The 19,411-nt window shown below is 71.9% G+C and carries 18 protein-coding genes; 3 read left to right on the top strand and 15 right to left on the bottom strand.

Features of this window, described 5'->3' with window-relative positions:
* Positions 1–10: 10 nt before the first annotated feature.
* The 7 genes from AB0O48_RS02130 to AB0O48_RS02160 form a co-directional block, all read right to left on the bottom strand.
* Complete coding sequence (locus tag AB0O48_RS02130) at positions 11–724, bottom strand: uracil-DNA glycosylase (RefSeq protein ID WP_357572554.1); 714 nt, start codon at positions 722–724, stop codon at positions 11–13.
* Positions 725–743: 19 nt separating this feature from the next.
* Positions 744–1,430: a dienelactone hydrolase family protein gene (locus AB0O48_RS02135; RefSeq protein WP_357572514.1), complete on the bottom strand. Its 687-nt coding sequence runs from the start codon at positions 1,428–1,430 to the stop codon at positions 744–746.
* Positions 1,431–1,644: 214 nt separating this feature from the next.
* A complete protein-coding gene (locus AB0O48_RS02140; RefSeq protein WP_357572513.1) occupies positions 1,645–2,442 on the bottom strand; it encodes a hypothetical protein in 798 nt (265 codons plus the stop codon).
* Between the two features lie 131 nt (positions 2,443–2,573).
* Positions 2,574–3,617 carry a hypothetical protein gene (locus AB0O48_RS02145; RefSeq protein WP_357572512.1) on the bottom strand — a complete coding sequence of 348 codons (1,044 nt, stop codon included), beginning with the start codon at positions 3,615–3,617 and terminating at the stop codon, positions 2,574–2,576.
* Positions 3,614–3,946, bottom strand: a complete 333-nt coding sequence (locus AB0O48_RS02150) for a PadR family transcriptional regulator (RefSeq protein WP_030328782.1) — start codon at positions 3,944–3,946, stop codon at positions 3,614–3,616. The genes AB0O48_RS02145 and AB0O48_RS02150 overlap by 4 nt, the downstream gene beginning before the upstream one ends.
* 266 nt (positions 3,947–4,212) lie before the next feature.
* Entirely contained in the window at positions 4,213–5,151 is a 939-nt protein-coding gene (locus AB0O48_RS02155; protein ID WP_357572553.1) for a Ppx/GppA phosphatase family protein, read from the bottom strand.
* Positions 5,152–5,173: 22 nt separating this feature from the next.
* Positions 5,174–6,199: a helix-turn-helix transcriptional regulator gene (locus tag AB0O48_RS02160; RefSeq protein WP_357241729.1), complete on the bottom strand. Its 1,026-nt coding sequence runs from the start codon at positions 6,197–6,199 to the stop codon at positions 5,174–5,176.
* Between the two features lie 105 nt (positions 6,200–6,304).
* Between AB0O48_RS02160 and AB0O48_RS02165 the strand changes: the two genes are divergently transcribed.
* On the top strand, positions 6,305–7,177 hold the full coding sequence (locus AB0O48_RS02165; protein WP_357242402.1) for a polyhydroxybutyrate depolymerase: 873 nt from the start codon (positions 6,305–6,307) through the stop codon (positions 7,175–7,177).
* 1 nt (position 7,178) lies between these two features.
* On the opposite strand, the gene AB0O48_RS02170 is transcribed toward AB0O48_RS02165, so the two are convergent.
* Genes AB0O48_RS02170 through eno form a run of 4 tightly spaced genes read right to left on the bottom strand, consistent with a single transcriptional unit; the run spans position 7,179 to position 10,254 of the window.
* A complete protein-coding gene (locus tag AB0O48_RS02170; protein WP_357242399.1) occupies positions 7,179–7,676 on the bottom strand; it encodes an amino-acid N-acetyltransferase in 498 nt (165 codons plus the stop codon).
* 35 nt (positions 7,677–7,711) lie between these two features.
* The gene (locus tag AB0O48_RS02175; protein WP_357572511.1) at positions 7,712–8,269 is read right to left on the bottom strand and encodes a DUF501 domain-containing protein; all 558 of its coding nucleotides are present in this window, start codon (positions 8,267–8,269) and stop codon (positions 7,712–7,714) included.
* A gap of 28 nt (positions 8,270–8,297) precedes the next feature.
* Positions 8,298–8,939: a septum formation initiator family protein gene (locus AB0O48_RS02180; protein WP_357242396.1), complete on the bottom strand. Its 642-nt coding sequence runs from the start codon at positions 8,937–8,939 to the stop codon at positions 8,298–8,300.
* A 31-nt stretch (positions 8,940–8,970) separates the two neighbouring features.
* Positions 8,971–10,254: a phosphopyruvate hydratase gene (gene eno / locus AB0O48_RS02185; RefSeq protein WP_184181511.1), complete on the bottom strand. Its 1,284-nt coding sequence runs from the start codon at positions 10,252–10,254 to the stop codon at positions 8,971–8,973.
* 213 nt (positions 10,255–10,467) lie between these two features.
* Between eno and AB0O48_RS02190 the strand changes: the two genes are divergently transcribed.
* Both AB0O48_RS02190 and nudC read left to right on the top strand, forming a co-directional pair.
* On the top strand, positions 10,468–11,163 hold the full coding sequence (locus AB0O48_RS02190) for a hypothetical protein (protein ID WP_357241722.1): 696 nt from the start codon (positions 10,468–10,470) through the stop codon (positions 11,161–11,163).
* Positions 11,160–12,026 (top strand): NAD(+) diphosphatase, encoded by an 867-nt coding sequence (gene nudC / locus AB0O48_RS02195; RefSeq protein WP_357572510.1) that lies wholly within the window; start codon positions 11,160–11,162, stop codon positions 12,024–12,026. The genes AB0O48_RS02190 and nudC overlap by 4 nt, the downstream gene beginning before the upstream one ends.
* A gap of 23 nt (positions 12,027–12,049) precedes the next feature.
* On the opposite strand, the gene AB0O48_RS02200 is transcribed toward nudC, so the two are convergent.
* From AB0O48_RS02200 to mfd, 4 genes are all read right to left on the bottom strand, one after another.
* On the bottom strand, positions 12,050–13,669 hold the full coding sequence (locus tag AB0O48_RS02200) for a DUF885 domain-containing protein (RefSeq protein WP_357572509.1): 1,620 nt from the start codon (positions 13,667–13,669) through the stop codon (positions 12,050–12,052).
* A 146-nt stretch (positions 13,670–13,815) separates the two neighbouring features.
* On the bottom strand, positions 13,816–14,793 hold the full coding sequence (locus AB0O48_RS02205; protein ID WP_354983478.1) for a nucleoside triphosphate pyrophosphohydrolase: 978 nt from the start codon (positions 14,791–14,793) through the stop codon (positions 13,816–13,818).
* 2 nt (positions 14,794–14,795) lie between these two features.
* Positions 14,796–15,602 carry a hypothetical protein gene (locus tag AB0O48_RS02210; RefSeq protein WP_357572508.1) on the bottom strand — a complete coding sequence of 269 codons (807 nt, stop codon included), beginning with the start codon at positions 15,600–15,602 and terminating at the stop codon, positions 14,796–14,798.
* 64 nt (positions 15,603–15,666) lie between these two features.
* On the bottom strand, positions 15,667–19,299 hold the full coding sequence (gene mfd, locus AB0O48_RS02215) for a transcription-repair coupling factor (protein WP_357241708.1): 3,633 nt from the start codon (positions 19,297–19,299) through the stop codon (positions 15,667–15,669).
* Between the last annotated feature and the right edge of the window lie 112 nt (positions 19,300–19,411).

Raw genomic sequence — 19,411 nt, forward strand, 5'->3', positions numbered from 1 at the left:
CACGCGCGTCTCAGTCCACCCCGGCCAGCTGCTTAGCCTGGCCGAAGACGTCGTCCAGCATCTTTGGTGTCAGCCGCCCGGTGAAGGTGTTCTGCTGGCTGACGTGGTAGCAGCCGAGCAAGTCCGGAGCGGCCGTGCCGGACCAGTGTGCCCCATGACCGAACCTCGGTCGCGGGCTGGGCGGGCGCTGCCCGTACACCTCGCGAAGCACCGGCCACCACGAGGCCCAGGCGAACGCGCCAAGCGCGACGACGACACGCAGCGTGGGCTGGATCAGCGTGACCTCGCGGTGCAGCCAGGGCGCGCAGTTGTCCCGCTCGGGCGGGGTCGGTTTGTTGTCCGGCGGCGCACAACGGACGGCCGAGAAGATCCGCAGGTCTCGCAGGGCGAGCCCATCGTCGGCGGCGACGCTTGTCGGTTGGTTGGCCAGCCCGGCCCCGTGCAGCGCGGCGAACAGCACGTCACCGGACCGGTCACCGGTGAAGATCCGGCCCGTGCGGTTGCCGCCGTGCGCGGCGGGTGCCAGCCCGAGAATGGCGATCCGGGCGTCCCCGGTGCCGAAGCCCGGCACCGGGCGACCCCAGTACTCCTGGTCGCGGAAGGCAGCCCGGCGGGTGCGGGCGACCTCCTCCCGCCACCGGACCAAGCGGGGGCAGGCGAAACAGTCGCTCACCGCCGCGTCCAGGTCGGCCAGGTCGGTCGCCCGCGCTGCGCGGGCGACCACCTGCTCGGGGGTACGGGACTCAGCCAAGCTTGGCCCGGAAGAGTTCCAGGGTGCGGGCCCAGGCACTGGCGGCGGCGCGCTGGTCGAACGCCTCCGGGCGGTCGTCGTTGAAGAAGGCGTGTGAGGTGCCCGGATAGTCGTAGAGGTGGCAGTCTCCGCCGGCCTCCTCGATGGCCCGGCGGGCGGTCTGCACGCCCTCGGCGGCCGAGGTGCCGTCCTCTTCGGAGCAGTGGACGACCGCGGCCTTGCCGGCATAGTCGGCCCAGTCGGGGCGCATCGACTCCCACGGCAGCACCGGGTAGAAACCGGCGGTCGCGACGATCCGCTCGGAGACGGTGGCCGACCAGAGGGCGAGGCTGCCACCGGCGCAGAAGCCCACGGCACCGACCTTACCGGTGACCTCCGGCCGCCCGGCGAGATAGTCGGCCGCGCCGGCGATGTCCTTCGCCGCCTCGTCCATCCGCATCGCCATCAGCAGTCGCTGCGCCTCGTCCGGCTCACTTGTCGTCTCACCGTGGTAGAAGTCCGGGGCGAGAGCGACGAAGCCGGCTTCGGCGAACCGCTCCGCGACCGACCGGATGTGCGGGACCAGCCCCCACCACTCCTGGATGACGATGACGGCGGGGCTGGCCAAACCACTGGCGGGTATCGCGAGATACCCCTCGCTCGTACCCCCGTTGCTGCGGTAGGTCACCATTTCGCCCATGGGCCGTCCTCCTAGCGGTCAGTCATCGTTGGCTGGTCGCCCAGTGGTTCCAGTGCCGGTAGCCTGCCATGCCGCGCCGCCGCCGGGAAGACGCCGGAACAGTGGCATTCACCTCCTGTTCGCCCGCCGGTGACTCCGGGTACGCCGACGGCGGCGGGGTGGGTTCCCCGCCGCCGTCGATGCCGATCCACCGCTGTGGTCAGGCCTTCTGTGGTCAGGCCTTCTTGGTCAGGCAGAGCACGTAGCCCGTCTTGCCGGGCAGGATGGTGGAGTAGATGTAACCCTGTTCGTCCGGCTTGAAGTACTGCTCGCAGGCCGTGCCGGCTCTGGCCTGGTCCTGGGTCTGGTCGTCGACCCGACCGACCACGTTGTACACCGCCTCGGTGGAGGCGCACCCGACGATCCTGGCGTCGGTCACCTTCTCCTGCTTGGTGCCGGTGACCTCGGGCAACTTGGCGATACAGTCACCGGCCCTGGCGGCAGCCGTCTCGTCCTTGTTGATGACGTTGCCGATCGCCGAGACGACACCGAACTTCAGGCCGGCGACGACGGCGACCGCGAGGATCGCGCCGACGATGCCGAGGACCTTCATCGCACCGAACTTCTTCACCTCCGGCTCGACCGACTCGGGCTCGGCCGACTCCGGGTCTGCCGACTCCGGGTCTGCCGAACGCGGCTCGGCCGAGTCGGGGTCGGTCGACTCCGCGGCGGTGACGCGCGGCTTGGGCACAATCGGTTCGGCCGATTTCGACTCGACCGACTTCGGGTCTGCCGGGCGCGACGCGGCCGACTCCGACCCGGTCGACTCTGACCCGGCCGACTCCGGGTCGGCCACACGCGGCTTGGGCACAACCGCACCGGCCGATTTCGACTCGGCCACACGCGGCTCGACCGACGCCGACTCGGCCGGACGGGACACCGCCGCCTGCGGCTCGGTCGGCTGCGGCGTCTCGACGGCCGGCTCAGCCGGTGCGGCGTCGGACGCGGACTGCGGTGCGACCTGCTCTGGCACGGGGGTTCCTTCCGAGGGGTGGATGAGCAGACGACACCGTAACGATCATTGATTTCCGGTGCCGTCCCGCTCGCCTCGTCCGTTCAGTTATTTCCAGCCTCGCCCGCATGATCCAATTCACACACCGTGACTCAACTCGTGGGGGTGGGACTCGGTGTCTTGGTGGGCTCCGCCGAGGGCTCGCCGGTCGTCGTTCCGCTCGACGGCGTGCTGGTCGGCCCGGCCGGCGGCGTGCTGGTCGGCTCCGCCGTAGGCGTGCTGGTCGGCCCGGCCGGCGGCGTGCTGGTCGCGGGCGGTGTTGTCACGGTGGGATTGGACCCGGCCGGACCGCGGGGGCCGAAGGGCGCCCGGTCCACGCAGTACGGGTACGGCCGCAGTAGCGGATTGCCGTTCTCGCTGACTGGACCACAGTCCGGGTAGCCGAGGCGGATCGGGTTGCCGTCCTGGTCGAAGAGTCGGGCGTTCTCCACCAGCCGGCCCTCACTGTCGTAGACGAAGACGTCCCGGACCTGGCTGTACTGGCTGTCGACCGAGGTCTGGTCGTAGTAGTAGTCGTCGGCGTGCCTACCCTCAGCGTCGACCAGCCCGATGAGCGCGAAGACCACCAGCACCGCGCTGCCCACCTGCACCGCCGATCGTGGCCAGCGGGCCAGCTGGGCGGACCGGCGTCCGAGCCAGATCGAGGCGAGGACGAAGCCGACCAGCATGATCAGGCCAGCCAGCAGCTCGCCACCGAAGCGGGGCAGCAGACCAATGCCGCCACCGCTGCTGACCACGCTGACCAGCATCGCCGCCAGGTAGCCGCGCAGCACCCACCAGCCGGGGCGCAGCAGGCGGAGGAAGTCGCTGGCGTGCGCGTACCCCAGGGGTGGACCGAGCCGGGTGTCGATCGCGCTCAGCCGGCTGCGCAGCCGGACCAGCGCGGCGGTGACCCGGTGGTCGAGATTGCGGCCACCGCCGCCCGGGGCGGCGCCGGCCGCGGCGCGCAGCTCGGCGGCGTACGTCTCGGGCTCGCCCAGCCGCTCGACCAGGGTGCCCTCGGCCTCGGCGGCGACCTCGGTGAGGTGGTCGGCGAGATCCTCGGTCAGCTCGTCGCGTTGTGTGGCCGGCAGGTCGGCCAGAGCGGCCCGGACCCGCGCCACATAGTCGGTGATCTCCTGCTCCGCGACGGTCATGCCGCCATCCCCCGATCGTCGAGCAGACTGTCCATGGTGGTGGCGAACGAGCGCCAGAGCTTGCCGGAGCGGGTCAACTGGTCGCGCCCCGCGGCGTTGAGTGAGTAGTACTTGCGGTGCGGCCCGGACTCGCTCGGCACGACGTAGGTGGTGAGCAGGCCGGCGGCGAAGAGGCGGCGCAGCGTCCCGTAGACCGAGGCGTCACCGACCTCCTCCAGGCCGGCCTCACGCAACCGGCGCAGGATGTCATAACCGTAGCCGTCCTCCTCTCGGAGGACAGCCAGGACGGCCATGTCGAGCACGCCCTTCAGCAACTGTGTGGTGTCCACGCAATGCACACTACTGTGCAATGCGAAGTACCGTCAACGATTACGCCCCGACACGCCGGGCGGACGCGGGCACGGGCACGGGCACGGGCACGAGCGCCCCTTGATCGTGCTCGATCAGGGATGTAGTGGCCTCAGCGTATGGACGATGCCACTATTTCCGTGATCGAGCACGATCTTGGCGTGTGGCGAGTCCGTGGTTGTCCGCAAAACGGGGCATCCACGCTGCCCGGACACCCCGGCTACATGGAGGGCGAGTCGATCAACGCCTAGCGCTCGGTGGTTGGCTGGAGGCTCCAGGCGATGCCGTCGAGAATGTCGTGCTCCGAGGCGACCACCGACGGCATCCCGGCCCGCTCCATGATCACGCGGAGCACCAGCGCTCCCGCACCGATCACGTCGGCCCGGCCCGGGTGCATCACCGGGATCGCCAACCGCTGCGCACGGGTCTGGCCCAGCAGGTCCGCCGTCACCTGGGCGACCGCCTCGTACGACACCCGGGCGTGGTGGATGCGCTCCGGGTCGTACTCCCGCAGGCCCTGCGCGATGGCGACCACGGTGGTGACCGACCCGGCGAGGCCGACCAGGGTGGCCGCCTCGCGGCCGGGCACCACGGCGAGCGCCCGGTCCACCGCGGCCGCGATGTCGGCCTCTGCCGCCCTGACCTGCTCGGACGTCGGCGGGTCGCCGGGCAGGTGCCGCTCGGTCATTCGCACACAGCCGATGTCCACCGAGATCGCCGTGCGCACCCCCGCGGCCCGGTCACCGACCACGAACTCGGTGGAACCACCGCCGATGTCGACGACCAGGAACGGCTCCTTCGCGTCGGTCGGCAGGCCACGCACCGCGCCGGTGAACGACAGCCGGGCCTCCTCGTCGCCGGTGACAACCTCCGGCGCGACGCCGAGGGTGCCCCGCACCATCTCGGTGAAGTCGTCGGCGTTGGCGGCGTCCCGGGATGCCGAGGTGGCGCACATGCGCACCCGCTCCGCGCCCAGCTTCTCGATGTCGACCGCGTACGACGCCAGTGCCACCCGGGTCCGTTCGATCGCCTCCGGCGCCAACCGGCCGGTGCGGTCGACACCCTGGCCGAGTCGGACGATCTCCATCCGCCGGGTCAGGTCGGTCAGCGGCGCCCCGGTGGACTCCTCGGGCAGGTCCGCGACCAGCAGTCGGATCGAGTTGGTCCCGCAGTCGATGGCCGCCACACGCGTCGTCACGGCAGCAACCTTACGGCAGGACGGGCGGCCACCCCGGAGCGTGGCCGGGGTGCCGCCCCTCGGACGAGCCGCTCGACAACTGCGCGCCGAGCGCGGTCAGGTGATGCCGAACCGCCCCACCCTCCCGCTCGCTGGCCACCAGACCGGCCGACCGCAGCGCGGTGGCGTGCTCCGAGGCCGAGGAGAGACTGATCCCGACGGCCCGGGACAGCACGGTGGTGGTCATCCCGCCGTCGACCGCCAGCCGACGCAGCACCAGCGCCCGGGTGGCACCGAGCAGTCGACCGAGGGAATCACCCCCGGCGGTGGCCCCGAGCGCGGGCAGCACCGTCGGATAGACGAGCAGGATCGGGTGACCGGGCTGGACCAGCACCCGGGGGCGGGGTCCGGCCAACGGGGAGGGCAGCAGGATCAGCCCGTGGCCGGTGCCGGGCAGGTCCCCGCTCCACCACGTCCGCACCTCCAGCATTGGCTCCCGCCACCGGATCGCCGGGTGCAACCCCGCGAAGAGGCCGTCCAGGCCATGCTGCGCCAGCCGATGGCTGGCACAGGTCACCTGCTGGCGGTACGCGCCGGTCAGATCGGGCCAGAGCGGTGCCAGGACCGCGTCGAACCAGGTGCGGACGGCCCCGCCGAACAGGCCCAACACCTCCGGGTCAGCATCCGCGAACCGCCGCCGCAGCGGGGTGACAGCCGTCTGCGCGTACGACGCGGTGGCCTCGGCCCGGATCCGCCCTGCCGGAGTGGCCCGGATCGCCTCCAGACCGGCCTCGACCGATTCCAGGCCGGCCCACGGGGTGACGAAGTCCGGCAGGCGTCCCCGGGCGGGGAGCAGGTGCCGCAGCGTCGCGGTGGCGGCCCGCGCGGTGCCCGTGCGCTCGACCGTCGCCGCCTGATCGGCCAGCGCCGGTGCCAACGCCGCAACCGTCGGGTCCCGTAGCCACTGACCGGCCAGCAGTGCGGTGCCGACCGGATGCAGCCGGTCGGCGAACCGCACCCGACAGAGGTCGGCCGGCCCGAGCTGGAGACGAAGCATGAGGGACAGCCTGCCCCCCTTCGCCCAGGGCCGAAAGGGTTGTTCCACCAGCGACGCACCTCCAGAGTGGACGCGGGTCTACGGGGGGTGGCCGACGTGCGGCGAATGATGGCGGTGTTGACGGGGCTCTGCCTCATTGTCCTGGTTGCGGCTTGCGGTGAGCGGGGACGGCCCGCGCCGGCCCCGCCCGCCGCGACCAGCGAATCCCCGGCTGCGGGTGACCACGACCTCACCCTGAACCACAACGGCCAGGAGCGCAGCTACCTGCTGCACGCACCACCTGGGTACGACCCGAGCCGGTCGCCCGCGCTGGTCATCGCGCTGCACTTCTATCCCGGAAGCGCCACCGGCATCCGGGAGCTGGCCGGCCTGGAAGCCAAGGCCGACAAGGACAACGCGCTGGTGGCCTATCCCGACGGGGTGGACGGCGGCTTCAACGCGCTGATCTGCTGCGGCAACGCGGACGACGTCGGTTTCCTCAGCGCCCTCACCGACCACCTGGTGCAGACCTGGCACGCGGACGCGAATCGGGTCTATCTCACCGGTATCTCGAACGGCGGCGACATGAGCTTCCGGGCGGCGGTGGAGAGCACCGGCAAGTTCGCCGCGATCGGGGCGGTCAGCGGCGGGTACAGCGGAAAACTGACCACGGCCGAGACCTACGTGCCGAAGAGCCCGGTCTCCGTGATCACCTTCATCGGCGGCCAGGACCGGTACGCTTCGACGTTCCAGGCCGGCATGAAGACCTGGCAGCAGCGGCTCTCCTGCCGGTCCAGCCCGAAGGCGTCCGGTGTGCCGGGCGTGACGCACACGCTGGCGAGCTGCAAGGACGGCAGCGACGTGAGCGTCTACACCCTGCCCGAGATGGGCCACAGTTGGCCGGGGGCGACGACCGGTTCGCTCGCCGACTCCTCCGCAGGACTCTCGGCCACCGACCTGATGTGGGAGTTCTTCGCCGCGCACCCCCGCAAGGCCTGACCTACAGGCGCAGCAGCATCCGGGTGTTGCCGAGCGTGTTCGGTTTGACCCGCTCCAGGTCGAGGAACTCCGCGACACCCTCGTCGTACGAGCGCAGCAACTGCTCGTACACCGGTTGCGGCACCGGTGCGCCGTCGATCTCCTGGAAGCCGAACGCGCCGAAGAACCGCGTCTCGAAGGTGAGCACGAAGATCCGGGCCACCCCCAACTCGCGGGCCGCGTCGATCAGCTCGCCCACCAGCCGGTGCCCGATCCGTCGGCCCCGACAGACCGGGTCCACCGCGACCGTACGGATCTCGGCCAGGTCCTCCCACATGACGTGCAGCGCACCGCACCCCACCACCGCGCCGTCGGCGGGGCGGACCGCCACCCGGAACTCCTGCACCTGCTCGTAGAGGGTGACCGTCGCCTTGCTCAACAACCGCCGGTCGTTGGTGTAGGTGTCGACCAGCTGCCGGATGCCGCGCACGTCGCCGGTGCGGGCGCGCCGCACCAGGATCTGGCTCTCCGGCGCCGAGGACCCGGCCGGCGCGTTCACTCGGCCGCCGGGACGTCCACGCACGGGCCGGCCGTCCACCAGGGCTCGACCAGCTCCAACGTCTCGTCACCGAACGGGTTCACCCCCGGGCCGGCGCCCAGCGCGTGACCCAGGTGCACGTGCAGGCACTTCACCCGGCCCGGCATGCCACCCGCCGAGACACCGGCGATCTCGGGCACCTCGCCGATCGCCTCTCGGCGGGTGAGGTAGTCCTCGTGGGCGGCCCGGTAGTGGGCAGCCAACTCGGGATCCGTCGTCAGCCGGTCCGCCATGTCCTTCATCAGCCCCGCCGACTCCAGCCGGCTGCACGCCGCGGTGGCCCGGGGACAGGTCAGGTAGTAGAGCGTGGGAAACGGCGTGCCGTCGGCGAGACGGGGAGTCGTCTCCACCACGTCCGGGAGTCCGCACGGGCAACGGTGGGCCACCGCCCGGGTGCCCCGGGGCGTCCGGCCGAGCTGCGCGGCCACCGCGGCCAGGTCCGCCTCGGTGGCCGGCTCACGCTGCGGCAGGGGTACGGAATCCGCCGCCGGCTCCGACGGTGGTACGACAGTCACGGTCTCTCCTGGTGCGTCGATCGGTGGATCACTTGCCCGGCTGCTGGCTGTCCGCCGCCTGCACGCTCGACCAGAGCGTGTCGTACCAGGTCGTTGGCCCCGCCGGGGCGGCCGAACCGGCCGACTTCCCGGCGTCCCGGGCGGCGCCCTCCGGGTCGTTCAGCACCACCATCATCTTCTCGCCGGGGCGGCCCATGAAGAACCGCTCCCGGGCCTTGGTCTCGATGTACGCCTCGTCCTTCCAGTTGGCGGCCTCGGCCTCGAGCTTGGCGATCTCCGCCTCCTGCACCGCCTGCGCGGCCTCCATCCGCTCGATGTCGGCCTGCTGGTCCAGATAGACCCGGACCGGGTAGGTGTAGGCCAGCGCGAGCGCGATCAGGACCGCGAACAGCACGGTGGCCCGACCGGTGAAGCGACGAGGGTGGGGTGCGGTGAGCCGCTTGACGGCGCCACCGGCGGCGGTACGCCGAGCGGCGGCGGGACGATTCGCGGAGCGGACGCCCTCGGCGCCCCGGGCCGCGCCCGGAGCCCGACCAGCGGTGCCGCGCGGCTCGGCGCGGACGCCGGTCTCGCGGACCGATCCCCGGGTGGCCCGGCCGCCACCCGACCGACCGGATTGACCCGGCCGGCGGGCGGGACGCTGACCACCCGGTGTGCGGCGCTGCTGCATCGTCACACCCCTCCCCCGAGGCTTCGCGCGCTCAGGCCGAACGGTAGCGCGGGAACGCGCCGGCGCCCGCGTAGCGCGCCGCGTCGGCCAGCTCCTCCTCGATCCGGAGCAACTGGTTGTACTTCGCGACGCGGTCCGAGCGGGCCGGCGCGCCGGTCTTGATCTGGCCGCAGCCGGTGGCCACCGCCAGGTCGGCGATGGTGGTGTCCTCGGTCTCGCCGGAACGGTGGCTCATCATGCACTTGAAGCCGGCCCGGTGGGCCAGGTCCACGGCGTCCAGGGTCTCGGTCAGCGAGCCGATCTGGTTGACTTTGACCAGGACCGCGTTCGCGGACTTCTCCGCGATGCCGCGGGCGATGCGCTGCGGGTTGGTCACGAACAGGTCGTCACCGACGATCTGCACCCGGTCGCCGATCGAGGCGGTCAGCGTCTGCCAGCCACTCCAGTCGTCCTCCGCCAGCGGATCCTCGATCGACACGATCGGGTAGTCACCGGCCAGCTTGGTGTAGTAGTTGCTCATCTCCTCGGCGGACTTCGCGGCACCCTCGAAGGTGTAGGTGCCGTTGTCGAAGAACTCGGTGGCCGCCACGTCGAGCGCGAACACGATGTCGGTGCCGAGCCGGTAACCGGCCTTCTCGACCGCCTCGGCGATCAGGTCCAGGGCTGCCGCGTTGGTCGGCAGGTTCGGCGCGAACCCACCCTCGTCGCCGAGCCCGGTGGACAGGCCCTTCTTCTTCAGCACCGACTTCAGCGCGTGGTAGACCTCCGCGCCCGAGCGCAGCGCCTCGCGGAAGGTGGGCGCGCCGATCGGCGCGACCATGAACTCCTGGATGTCGACGTTCGAGTCGGCGTGCGCGCCACCGTTGAGGATGTTCATCATCGGCACCGGCAGGAGGTGGGCGTTCGGGCCGCCCAGGTAGCGGAAGAGGCTCAGCTCGGCGCTGCCGGCAGCGGCCTTCGCCACCGCCAGGGAGACCCCGAGGATGGCGTTCGCGCCCAGCTCCGACTTGCTGTCGGTGCCGTCGATGTCGAGCATCTTCTGGTCGATGAGCCGCTGCTCGCTGGCCTCGTACCCGATGATCTGGTCGACGATCTTGTCTTCGACGTTGGAGACCGCCTTCTCCACGCCCTTGCCCTGGTAGCGGTCGGCGTCACCGTCGCGCAGCTCGATCGCCTCGAAGGCGCCGGTGGAGGCGCCGGAGGGCACGGCGGCGCGGGCGACCGTGCCGTCGTCCAGGCCGACCTCGACCTCGACCGTGGGGTTGCCCCGCGAGTCGAGAATCTCCCGGGCGACGATTCCCTCGATGGTTGCCACTAAGTCGCTCCTCGTTGTTGTGATCCGGTCCGTGGGTGGGCCGCGACGGTGCGGCTGAGGCAGGTGTTGAACGCAGCGTATCGGGCGGCGCGAACGGGCACGGCGTCGCCCGCGCACCCGAGTCGCCCCGCGTTGACGGACATTCCCGGATTTCCGGGCGTCAACCGGCAACGGGTTTGCGCTGCGCGGACCAGATCCACCAGGCTGGTCGTCATGCCCGCCGCCTCGACCACCCTCCGCATGCTCGCCGTGTCGGTCATCGCGTCGCTCACGGTCACCGGCTGTCAGACGTTCGAGGACGCCGGAGTCGCCATGGGTCGCTCGGAACTCGTCAACGACCTCGCCGCCCGGCTCGACCGGGCGCTGGAGTTGACCTACTCGGCCGACTACCAACTTCCGGGCGGCCAGCGCGCCGCGATCGTGCAGGCCCAGGATCCGGCCCGGTCCGCGTACACCTACCCGGGCGGGCGACTCACCGTCACCCCGGAGGCCATCACCAGGTGTACGACGACAGGCGCCCGCCCCGAGTGCACGCTTGTCGCCCCGCCCACACCGGGCAGCAAACCGACCGTGACGCTCTTCGGCGAGGCCAACCAGAAGGGCCTCGCCACCCCACCCGTGGTGGTCGGGCTGCTGACCGCCGCCGCGCTCGACCCACAGGCGGTCATCAAGCAGAGCGACACCACGGTCGCCGGGCACCACGCCGCCTGCGTCGAGGTGCAGGGCTCGTCGTCCGGCGACTTCACCGCCTGCGTGACCACGGAGGGCGTACTCGGCAGCTTCACCGGGCCGGTCGACGGCAAGCCGGTGGACCTGGCGCTGAGCCGTTACTCCGCGACCGTCGACACGGGCGCGTTCGACCCGCCTGCCGGCGCCGGTGTCGTGGACCGTCGCCCCAGCGGCTCGTGACCGACCGGACGGGCCTGCCCCCGTCCAGCGCAGCGCCCGACGGGTTCCGGCCGGGAGCCGACCGGAGCCGACCGCCCGCCCCCGGCGACCTGGCCCTGCCGGTGACCGGCGCGAAGCTGCTGACCGCCGCCGACGGCCGACCGCTCCGGGTGGTCGACCTGCCGGCCGACACCGACTGGGTGCCGCTGGGCACCCTGGACGGAACACCCGCGTGGGCCACCGACGTGCCCAGCGCCGACGATCTGCCCGGCCGGGCGCGCGGCTGGGCCTCGCTCGCCGCCGAGGTGCCGGAGCCACACGCCTCGCTCGCCGGCCGGGCACTGGCGGTGGTGACGTGGCGGCGTACCCACCGGTGGTGCGGCGCCTGCCGTGCCGAGCTGACCGACCTGCCCGGCGAGACCGCCCGGCGATGCCCCGCCTGCGGCCTGTACGTGCCGATGCAGCTCTCCGCCGCGGTACTGGTGGCGATCACCCGGCCCGGCCCCGCCGGTCGCGCCGACGAGCTGCTGCTGGTCCGGCACGCGACCGGGCCGACCGGGCTGTGGGCGCTGGTGGCCGGCTTCGTCGAGGCCGGCGAGACACTGGAGGCGGCGGTGCACCGGGAGGTTGGCGAGGAGGTCCGGCTGCCCGTGGACCGCCTGGCCTACTTCGGCAGCCAACCGTGGGCGATCTCCGGGCCTGGTGTGCTGCTCGCCGGGTTCACCGCCCGGGCCGCGGACCCGCACGCCGAGCCGGTGGTCGATGGCCGGGAGCTGACCGAGGCCCGGTGGTTCGGCCTGGATGCGCTGCCGGCGGAGCTGCCGCCCGCGTACTCCATCTCGCGCTGGCTGATCGACGCGACGGTGACCGCCCGGCGGCGCTGACCCACGCGCGCGGCAGGGCGGGCTCAGATCCCCAGCAGGGTGCGCAGGTGGCGCGGGGGCGGGCAGTCGTGGGCGAGCATCGCGTCGTGCCAGTCGCGGACCGACACCCCGTCCGGGCGGGCCGCGGCGATCTCGGCCACCTCGCTGTACCCGACGAAGTAGGTGGAGAGCTGGGTGGAGGTGAGCAGCGCCCGGCGCCACTTGCCGGCCGCCTCGCCCTCCTCCTGAAAGCCGCGTTCGGTCATCAACGCCATCGCCTCGGCCTCGGGGAGGTCCTCGGCGTGCACCAGCTGGTCCAGCAGCGCGTTGATGGTCATCCGGAGCTGCATCTTGAGCTGCTGCAACCGCACCGGGAGGCCGCCGAAGCCGAGCCCCACCATCAGCTCCTCCGCGTACACCGCCCAGCCCTCGATGAACGGCCCGGACTCGGCCAGGGCCCGGACCCGGGTGCCGCCGACGTAGCGGCGGGCGTGGGCGAGCTGGAGGAAGTGCCCCGGCATGGCCTCGTGCACCGTCAGGTTGCGGATCATGTGGTCGTTGTACTCGCGGTAGAACGACTCGACCCGGTGCGGCGGCCAGTCCGAGGGGGTGGGCGCGATGCAGTAGAAGGTGGGCACGGGCGCGGTCTCCAGCGGACCTGGCGAGTCGCAGTAGGCCACCGCCACGCCCCGGGCGAACTCCGGCATCTCCTGGATCACGCACCGGTCGTCGACGAGGGTGACCAGGTCGTGCGCGCGCACGAAGTCGGTGGCCTCGTCCAGCGTGATGCCGGCCAGGTCGACGATCGTCGCGTCGTTCGGGTGCTCGGCGGCCAGCACGTCGAGTGCGCGGCGGACGGCCGCGTCGTCGGCGGGGCCACCGACCAGCTGGACTGCCGCCTCGCGGATCTCGGCGGTGACCCGGTCCAGGTTGGCCCAGGCGCGGCGCTGGATCTCGGCGGCGCTCAACTCGGTGTCGAGGGTGTGCCAGAGGCGGGCCTCCCAGCGGCGTCGGCCCAGTCGCGGGTCACGGCCCGGGGCGGCGTCGTCGGCCAGGCCGACGCGCAGCCAGGCGACGAACTCCTCCAGCGCGGCGATCGCCGCGGTCGCCGCCGGCTCGACCCGGTCGAGGGTGCTCGGCGCCTGGGCGAGCAGTGCCGGCAGCTCGTCGCGGATCAGCGCGGCCGTGCCGGTGAACTGCCCGACCGCCGTCTCGGCGTGGATCCGCGGCATGTCCCGCAGCGTCGCGCGGGCGGTGGCGAGAGCGTCCGGTACGGCGGCGAGCCGGCCGGCCAGTTGGGTCAGCCGCACCTCCGCCGGGGCGTACGGGCGGGCCAGCAGCGGGTGCAGGAGCGCACCGGGGTTGTGGCGCAGCGGATCCCACTCGTGCGACCGGATCTCGGTCAGCTCGAACAGCTCCCGGTCCACGAATGAGCTGAGCAGCGCGTGGTCGACCTGCTCGTCCAGGTCGAGCGAGTCCGGGTCCAGTTCGGACAGCGCGTTGGCCGCGTCGGAGAGCATCGCCCGGTCGGCGGCCAGCGCGTCGACGGACAGGTCCGGCAGCCGGTCGTCGAACCGGTGGTCCCCGGCAGCGGTGGCAACCCCCGGCCGTGACTCCAGCAGTGCCTCGACAACCCGCTCAGCTAGTACCCCAAACGCCTCCACCCGGCCCACCCTACCGACCGGCCCACCCACTGCCACCTGTTACGTCGATCATGAAGTTATTGCCGTCGACCTCGGCGTGTCGTGGCAACAACTTCATGATCAACGCGGGTCTGGGGGTTCGTGGGTGGGGGTTCGGGGGTGGGGGTTTAGGCGGGTGGGCTTTCGGCGGTTCGGATGGCCTCTGCGTAGGCCAGGGTGGCGCGGCGCAGGGCAGCTTCCGGGTCGATGCCCGCCTCGCGGGCCGCCGCTACCGTGGCCAGGAGGCTCGCGCCCAACCTTGCTTCGGCGTCCACCTGGGTGTCTGCCAACGGCGGTGGGACCTCGATGCCCCTGCGGGCGGCGCGCTTCAGGATCTGCGCGGCCAGGGCCAGGGCGGGCTGGCTCAGGGCCACGCCGTCCAGCACCGAGTCGCGTGACTTCTCAGCGCGCTTGATCCGCTCCCAGTTCTCGGTGATGTCCTCCAGAGTGCCCGCCTCGGCACCCGCGAAGACGTGCGGATTGCGCCGGATCATCTTGTCGACCAGGCCACCGGCCACGTCGTCGATGGTCCACCGCTCGTCCTCGGGCAACTCCTCGGCGAGCCGCGCGTGCAGCACCACCTGCAACAGGACGTCACCCAACTCCTCGCGGAGCGCGTCGGTGTCGTCGGCGCTGATCGCGTCGTACGCCTCGTAGCTCTCCTCCAGCAGATAGCCGGCGAGGCTGCGGTGCGTCTGCGCGCGTTTCCACGGATCGCCGCCCGGCGAGGCCAGCCGGTCCATCACGGCCACCGCGTCGAGCAGTCGGGCGCCCGGCGGATCCCACGAGCCGTACATCAGCTCCATCTCGGCCAACCCCGGCTGCCGGGCCAACCGCAGACCCAATTCACGGGCCAGCGCCTCGTCGCCCGCCGGACCGGCCAACCACACCACAGTGCCGTGCGTCGCCACCGCATCCAGCAACGGCTGCGTCGCCGGCCCCTCCACCACTGTGACCTCGGCGCCCGCCTGGCGCACGGCCGTGACCAGCTCGCTCTCCGCGCCGGTCAACACCGGGTGCTGGCGTACGACATCCCAGGCCGCGGAGGTCAGCAGGCCGGCGGGCAACCGGGGTGAGGTGACCAGGAGGACGATCCGTGCCGTCATGCTCAGCTGGCCGTGCCCTGGTCCGGCGCTGGGCCCTCGGCACTCGGGGAGTCGGTCGACGGCACCAGCTCCGGGGTGGAGATGTCGGTGACGGTGCCGTCCTCGTTGATGTACGGCAGCGAGTAGAAGATCACCGACTGGCCGGTACTCACCAACGACGGCACCCCGACCGCCCGGAAGCGCGGGTTGATCGAGACGTCGACCCGGTCGGCCTCCTCGCCCAGTGCGGCGCCGAGGGCGGTGGCGGTGCGGACGAAACCGCCGTCGCCGAACGCCTTGCGGACGTCGGCCACCGACATGCCGGCGTCGATCGCCCCGGTCTTGACCAGGGCGCCGTAGACGGCCATCAGCGAATCGTCGCTCAGATCGGCGGGCGGAAGCTGCTGGTTGAGCACCTGAAGCAGGTCGACCCACTCGCCCCAGAGCTGGGCGTACTCGGTGGTGGCCGGCACCCGCAGGTTCTGCTCCAACTGCTGCGGGGTGACCTCGTCGGGAACCTGGAGGTTCTTGGCAGCTGCCACCCGCTTGCCCAGCTCCAGGCTGACCAGGAGGTTCACCACGTCCTGACGGGTGACCGTGGAACGCAACTGCTCCGGCGACGGCGACGCACCCGCCTGGACCGCCTGCTGCCGGATCGCGTCGCCGTACTTCGTCTGCACGTCGGCGTAGATCGCGTCGACCCGCTCCAACGAATAGGTGGTGTCACCGACGTACGCGGCGACGTCCGGTGCGGACTTACCGCAGGCAGCGAGGGAAAGGACACCCAGGGCCGCGACGCTGGCGGCGGCGATCACACGGCGAGCACGCATGCCCGTCACTCTCTCATGCCCTCGTCCGTGTTGTGACGGCCCCCACCTCACCCCGGCCCCCACCTCAGCTCGCCGCGACGGCGAGCGGGGCGGGGGCACCCAGCACATCGGAGAGCAACTGCGCGCACCACTGGAGCAACGCCTGGTCCCGCAGCGGCTCCCCGCCGACCCGACGGGTACTCGGCCGAGGCACGCTCACCTGGTCGGTGGCCAGCTTGTAGACGGCGTCCGGGTGGTAGCGCTTGAGCCGCATCTGCTTCGAATCCGGCAACGGCAGCGGACCGAACCGCACGTGTTTTCCCTGCATGGACACGTCGGTGAGGCCGTACCGGCGGGCCAGCAGACGGAACCGGGCCACCTCCACCAGGTTCTGTACCGGGGCCGGCGGCTCGCCGTACCGGTCGGTCATCTCGGCGACCACCTCGGTCAACCGCTCCTCGTCGCGTGCCTCGGCGAGCTTGCGGTACATCTCCAGGCGCAGCCGTTCCACGCTCACGTAGTCGTGCGGCAGGTGCGCGTCGATCGGCAGGTCGATCTTGACGTCGGGCTCGTCCTCCGACCGCTCACCCTTGAACGCGGAGACCGCCTCGCCGACCATCCGCACGTACAGGTCGAAGCCGACGCCCTCGATGTGCCCGGACTGCTCGCCGCCGAGCAGGTTGCCGGCACCCCGGATCTCCAGGTCCTTCATCGCCACGTACATGCCGGCGCCCAGCTCGGTGTGCTGCGCGATGGTCGCCAGCCGCTCGTGGGCGTGCTCGGTGAGCGGCTTCTCCGGCGGGTAGAGGAAGTACGCGTACGCCCGCTCCCGGCCCCGGCCGACCCGGCCCCGGATCTGGTGCAGCTGGGCCAGGCCGAGCAGGTCGGCCCGCTCCACGATCAACGTGTTGGCGTTCGGGATGTCGATGCCCGACTCCACGATCGTGGTGCAGACCAGGACGTCGAACTCCTTCTCCCAGAAGCCGACCATGACCTTCTCCAGGGCGTCCTCACCCATCTGGCCGTGCGCCACCGCGACCCGCGCCTCGGGCACCAGCTCCCGCAGCCGCCGCGCCGCCCGGTCGATCGACTCGACCCGGTTGTGCAGGTAGAAGACCTGGCCGTCGCGGAGCAACTCGCGGTGGATGGACGCCGCCACCTGCCGGTCGTCCTGCGCGCCCACGAAGGTGAGCACCGGGTGTCGCTCCTCCGGGGGCGTGGCGATCGTGGACATCTCCCGGATGCCGGTGATCGCCATCTCCAGTGTGCGCGGGATCGGGGTGGCCGACATGCTCAGCACGTCGACCGAGGCCCGCAGCGTCTTCAGGTGTTCCTTGTGCTCGACACCGAAGCGCTGCTCCTCGTCGACGATCACCAGCCCGAGCTGCTTGAACCGGGTGGCGGTCTGCAACAGCCGGTGAGTGCCGATGACGATGTCGACGGTGCCGTCGGCGACCATCTCCAGCGTCCGCTCGGTCTCCTTCGGGGTCTGGAACCTCGACAGCTGCCGGATCTGCACCGGGAACTGGCTCATCCGCTCGGCGAACGTGTTGTAGTGCTGCTGCACCAGCAGCGTCGTCGGCACCAGCACCGCCACCTGCTTGCCGTCCTGCACGGCCTTGAACGCCGCCCGTACCGCGATCTCGGTCTTGCCGTAGCCGACGTCGCCGCAGATCAGCCGGTCCATCGGGACGGTCTGCTCCATGTCCCGCTTGACCTCGTCGATCGCGGCGAGCTGGTCCGGCGTCTCCTGCCAGGGGAAGGCGTCCTCCAGCTCCCGCTGCCACGGCGTGTCCGGGCCGAACGAGTGACCCTTGGACGCCTTGCGGGCGGCGTACAACTGGATGAGCTGCGCGGCGATCTCCCGGACCGCCTTGCGGGCCCGGGCCTTGGACTTCTGCCAGTCCGAGCCGCCCATCTTGTGCAGGGTCGGCTGCTCGCCGCCCACGTAGCGGCTGAGCTGGTCGAGCTGGTCGGTGGGCACGAACAGGCGGTCGCCGGGCTGGCCCCGCTTGCTGGCCGCGTACTCGATCACCAGGTATTCCCGGCTGGCGCCGTTGACGGTGCGCTGCACCAGCTCGACGTACCGGCCGATGCCGTGCTGCTCGTGCACCACGTGGTCGCCGGCCTTCAACTCCAGCGGGTCGATGGTGTTGCGTCGCCGGCTCGGCATCTTGCGCATGTCCCGCGTCGAGGTGCCCCGACCGCCGGTCACGTCATTGCCGGTGAGCAGCACGAAGCGGGACGCCTCGTCGACGAACCCGCTGCTCAGCGCACCACAGGTCACCACCAGCTCGCCGGGGACGGGCGCGGTCGGCACCTCCTCGGTCAACCGGGCGCCCAGGCCGGCGTCGCGCAGCACCTCCACCGCCCGCTGGGCGGGGCCGTGCCCCTCGAAGACCAGCGCGATCGACCATCCCTCGCCGGCCCAGCGCTTGAGGTCCTCGACCACCCGCGAGGTCTCCCCGTGGTAGAGCGGGGCCGGCTGGGCGGCGAGGGTCACCGCGATGGCGTCGTCCGGGGTGACGGCGGCCTGCTCCGGCGCGTCCTCCCAGGGCTGCCGCGTCTCGGCCGCCGTCTCCCCCTCGACCAGACCGAACGGCGACAGCGTCCACCACGGCTGGCCGAGCCTGCCCGCGGCGGCGCGTACCTCGCCGAGGGTGCGGAAGGCGGCAGCGCCGACGTCCACCGGGGCCAGGCCGCCGACCGCGGCGGCGGCCCAACTGGCCTGCAAGAACTCCTCCGAGGTACGCACCAGATCGTGCGCCCTCGTGCGGATCCGCTCCGGATCGCAGAGCAGCACGTGGGTGCCGGCCGGCATGGCGTCCAGCAGCAGCTCCAGCGAGTCGGGGCCGACCAGCACCGGAGCGAGGGACTCCATCCCCTCCACCGGGATGCCCTCGGCCAGCTTGTCCAGGATCTCGGCCAGCTCGGGGTGCTGCTCGGCCAGGGCGGCGGCCCGGTCGCGGACCGCCGGGGTCAGCAGCAGCTCACGGCACGGCGGCGCCCAGAGCAACGGGACCTGCTCGATGGTCCGCTGGTCGGCGACGGCGAAGGTGCGGATCTCCTCCACCTCGTCGCCCCAGAACTCGACCCGCGACGGGTGCTCGTCGGTGGGCGGGAAGACGTCCAGGATGCCGCCGCGCACGGCGAACTCGCCGCGCTTGGTGACCAGGTCGACCCGCGCGTACGCCATGTCGACGAGGCGGTGGGCGACCTCCTCCAGGTCGGCCTCCTCGCCAGCGGCGAGCTGCACCGGCTCCAGGTCGCCGAGCCCCTTGAGCTGCGGTTGGAGCAGCGAACGGACCGGGGCCACGACCACCCGCAGCGGCCCGGTGCCGCCGTGCGCGTCGGTCGACTCGGGGTGCGCGAGGCGGCGCAGCACAGCCAGCCGGCGACCCACGGTGTCCGAGCGTGGGGAGAGCCGCTCGTGCGGCAGCGTCTCCCAGGAGGGGAAGACCACCACCTGATCCGCCGGCAGCAGCCCACCCAACGCGGCAGCCAGGTCGTCGGCCTCGCGGGTGGTGGCGGTCACCGCCAGCACGGGCCGCCCGGCCCCGTCGTTGTCGGCCGCGACCGCCGCGACCGCGAACGGGCGCAGCGCGGCGGGGGCGGTGATGTCGAGGCCGTCGACCTGGGCGGCACCGGAGCGCGCCAGGTCACGCGCCCGGGTCAGCCCGGGGTCGGCCAGGGCTGCGGAGAACAGACCGGTGAGCAAGAGAGACCTTTCCGGGGAGTCGACGCACACGACGGCGGCCCCTCGTCCAGCCGGACGGGGGGGCACCACGCAAGCCTATCCCCGTCCACCGACACACACCCCCTTCCGCCCA

The sequence above is a fragment of the Micromonospora sp. NPDC085948 genome, from assembly GCF_040686315.1.
In the GTDB taxonomy this organism is placed as follows: Bacteria; Actinomycetota; Actinomycetes; order Mycobacteriales; family Micromonosporaceae; genus Micromonospora.

Coding starts and splice junctions, on each gene's coding strand:
- AB0O48_RS02135 (WP_357572514.1), bottom strand. CDS start 1,430: ATGGGCGAAATGGTGACCTACCGCAGCAACGGGGGTACGAGCGAGGGG.
- AB0O48_RS02165 (WP_357242402.1), top strand. CDS start 6,305: ATGATGGCGGTGTTGACGGGGCTCTGCCTCATTGTCCTGGTTGCGGCT.
- AB0O48_RS02205 (WP_354983478.1), bottom strand. CDS start 14,793: ATGACGGCACGGATCGTCCTCCTGGTCACCTCACCCCGGTTGCCCGCC.
- AB0O48_RS02160 (WP_357241729.1), bottom strand. CDS start 6,199: ATGCTTCGTCTCCAGCTCGGGCCGGCCGACCTCTGTCGGGTGCGGTTC.
- AB0O48_RS02210 (WP_357572508.1), bottom strand. CDS start 15,602: ATGCGTGCTCGCCGTGTGATCGCCGCCGCCAGCGTCGCGGCCCTGGGT.
- AB0O48_RS02145 (WP_357572512.1), bottom strand. CDS start 3,617: ATGACCGTCGCGGAGCAGGAGATCACCGACTATGTGGCGCGGGTCCGG.
- AB0O48_RS02190 (WP_357241722.1), top strand. CDS start 10,468: ATGCCCGCCGCCTCGACCACCCTCCGCATGCTCGCCGTGTCGGTCATC.
- AB0O48_RS02180 (WP_357242396.1), bottom strand. CDS start 8,939: ATGCAGCAGCGCCGCACACCGGGTGGTCAGCGTCCCGCCCGCCGGCCG.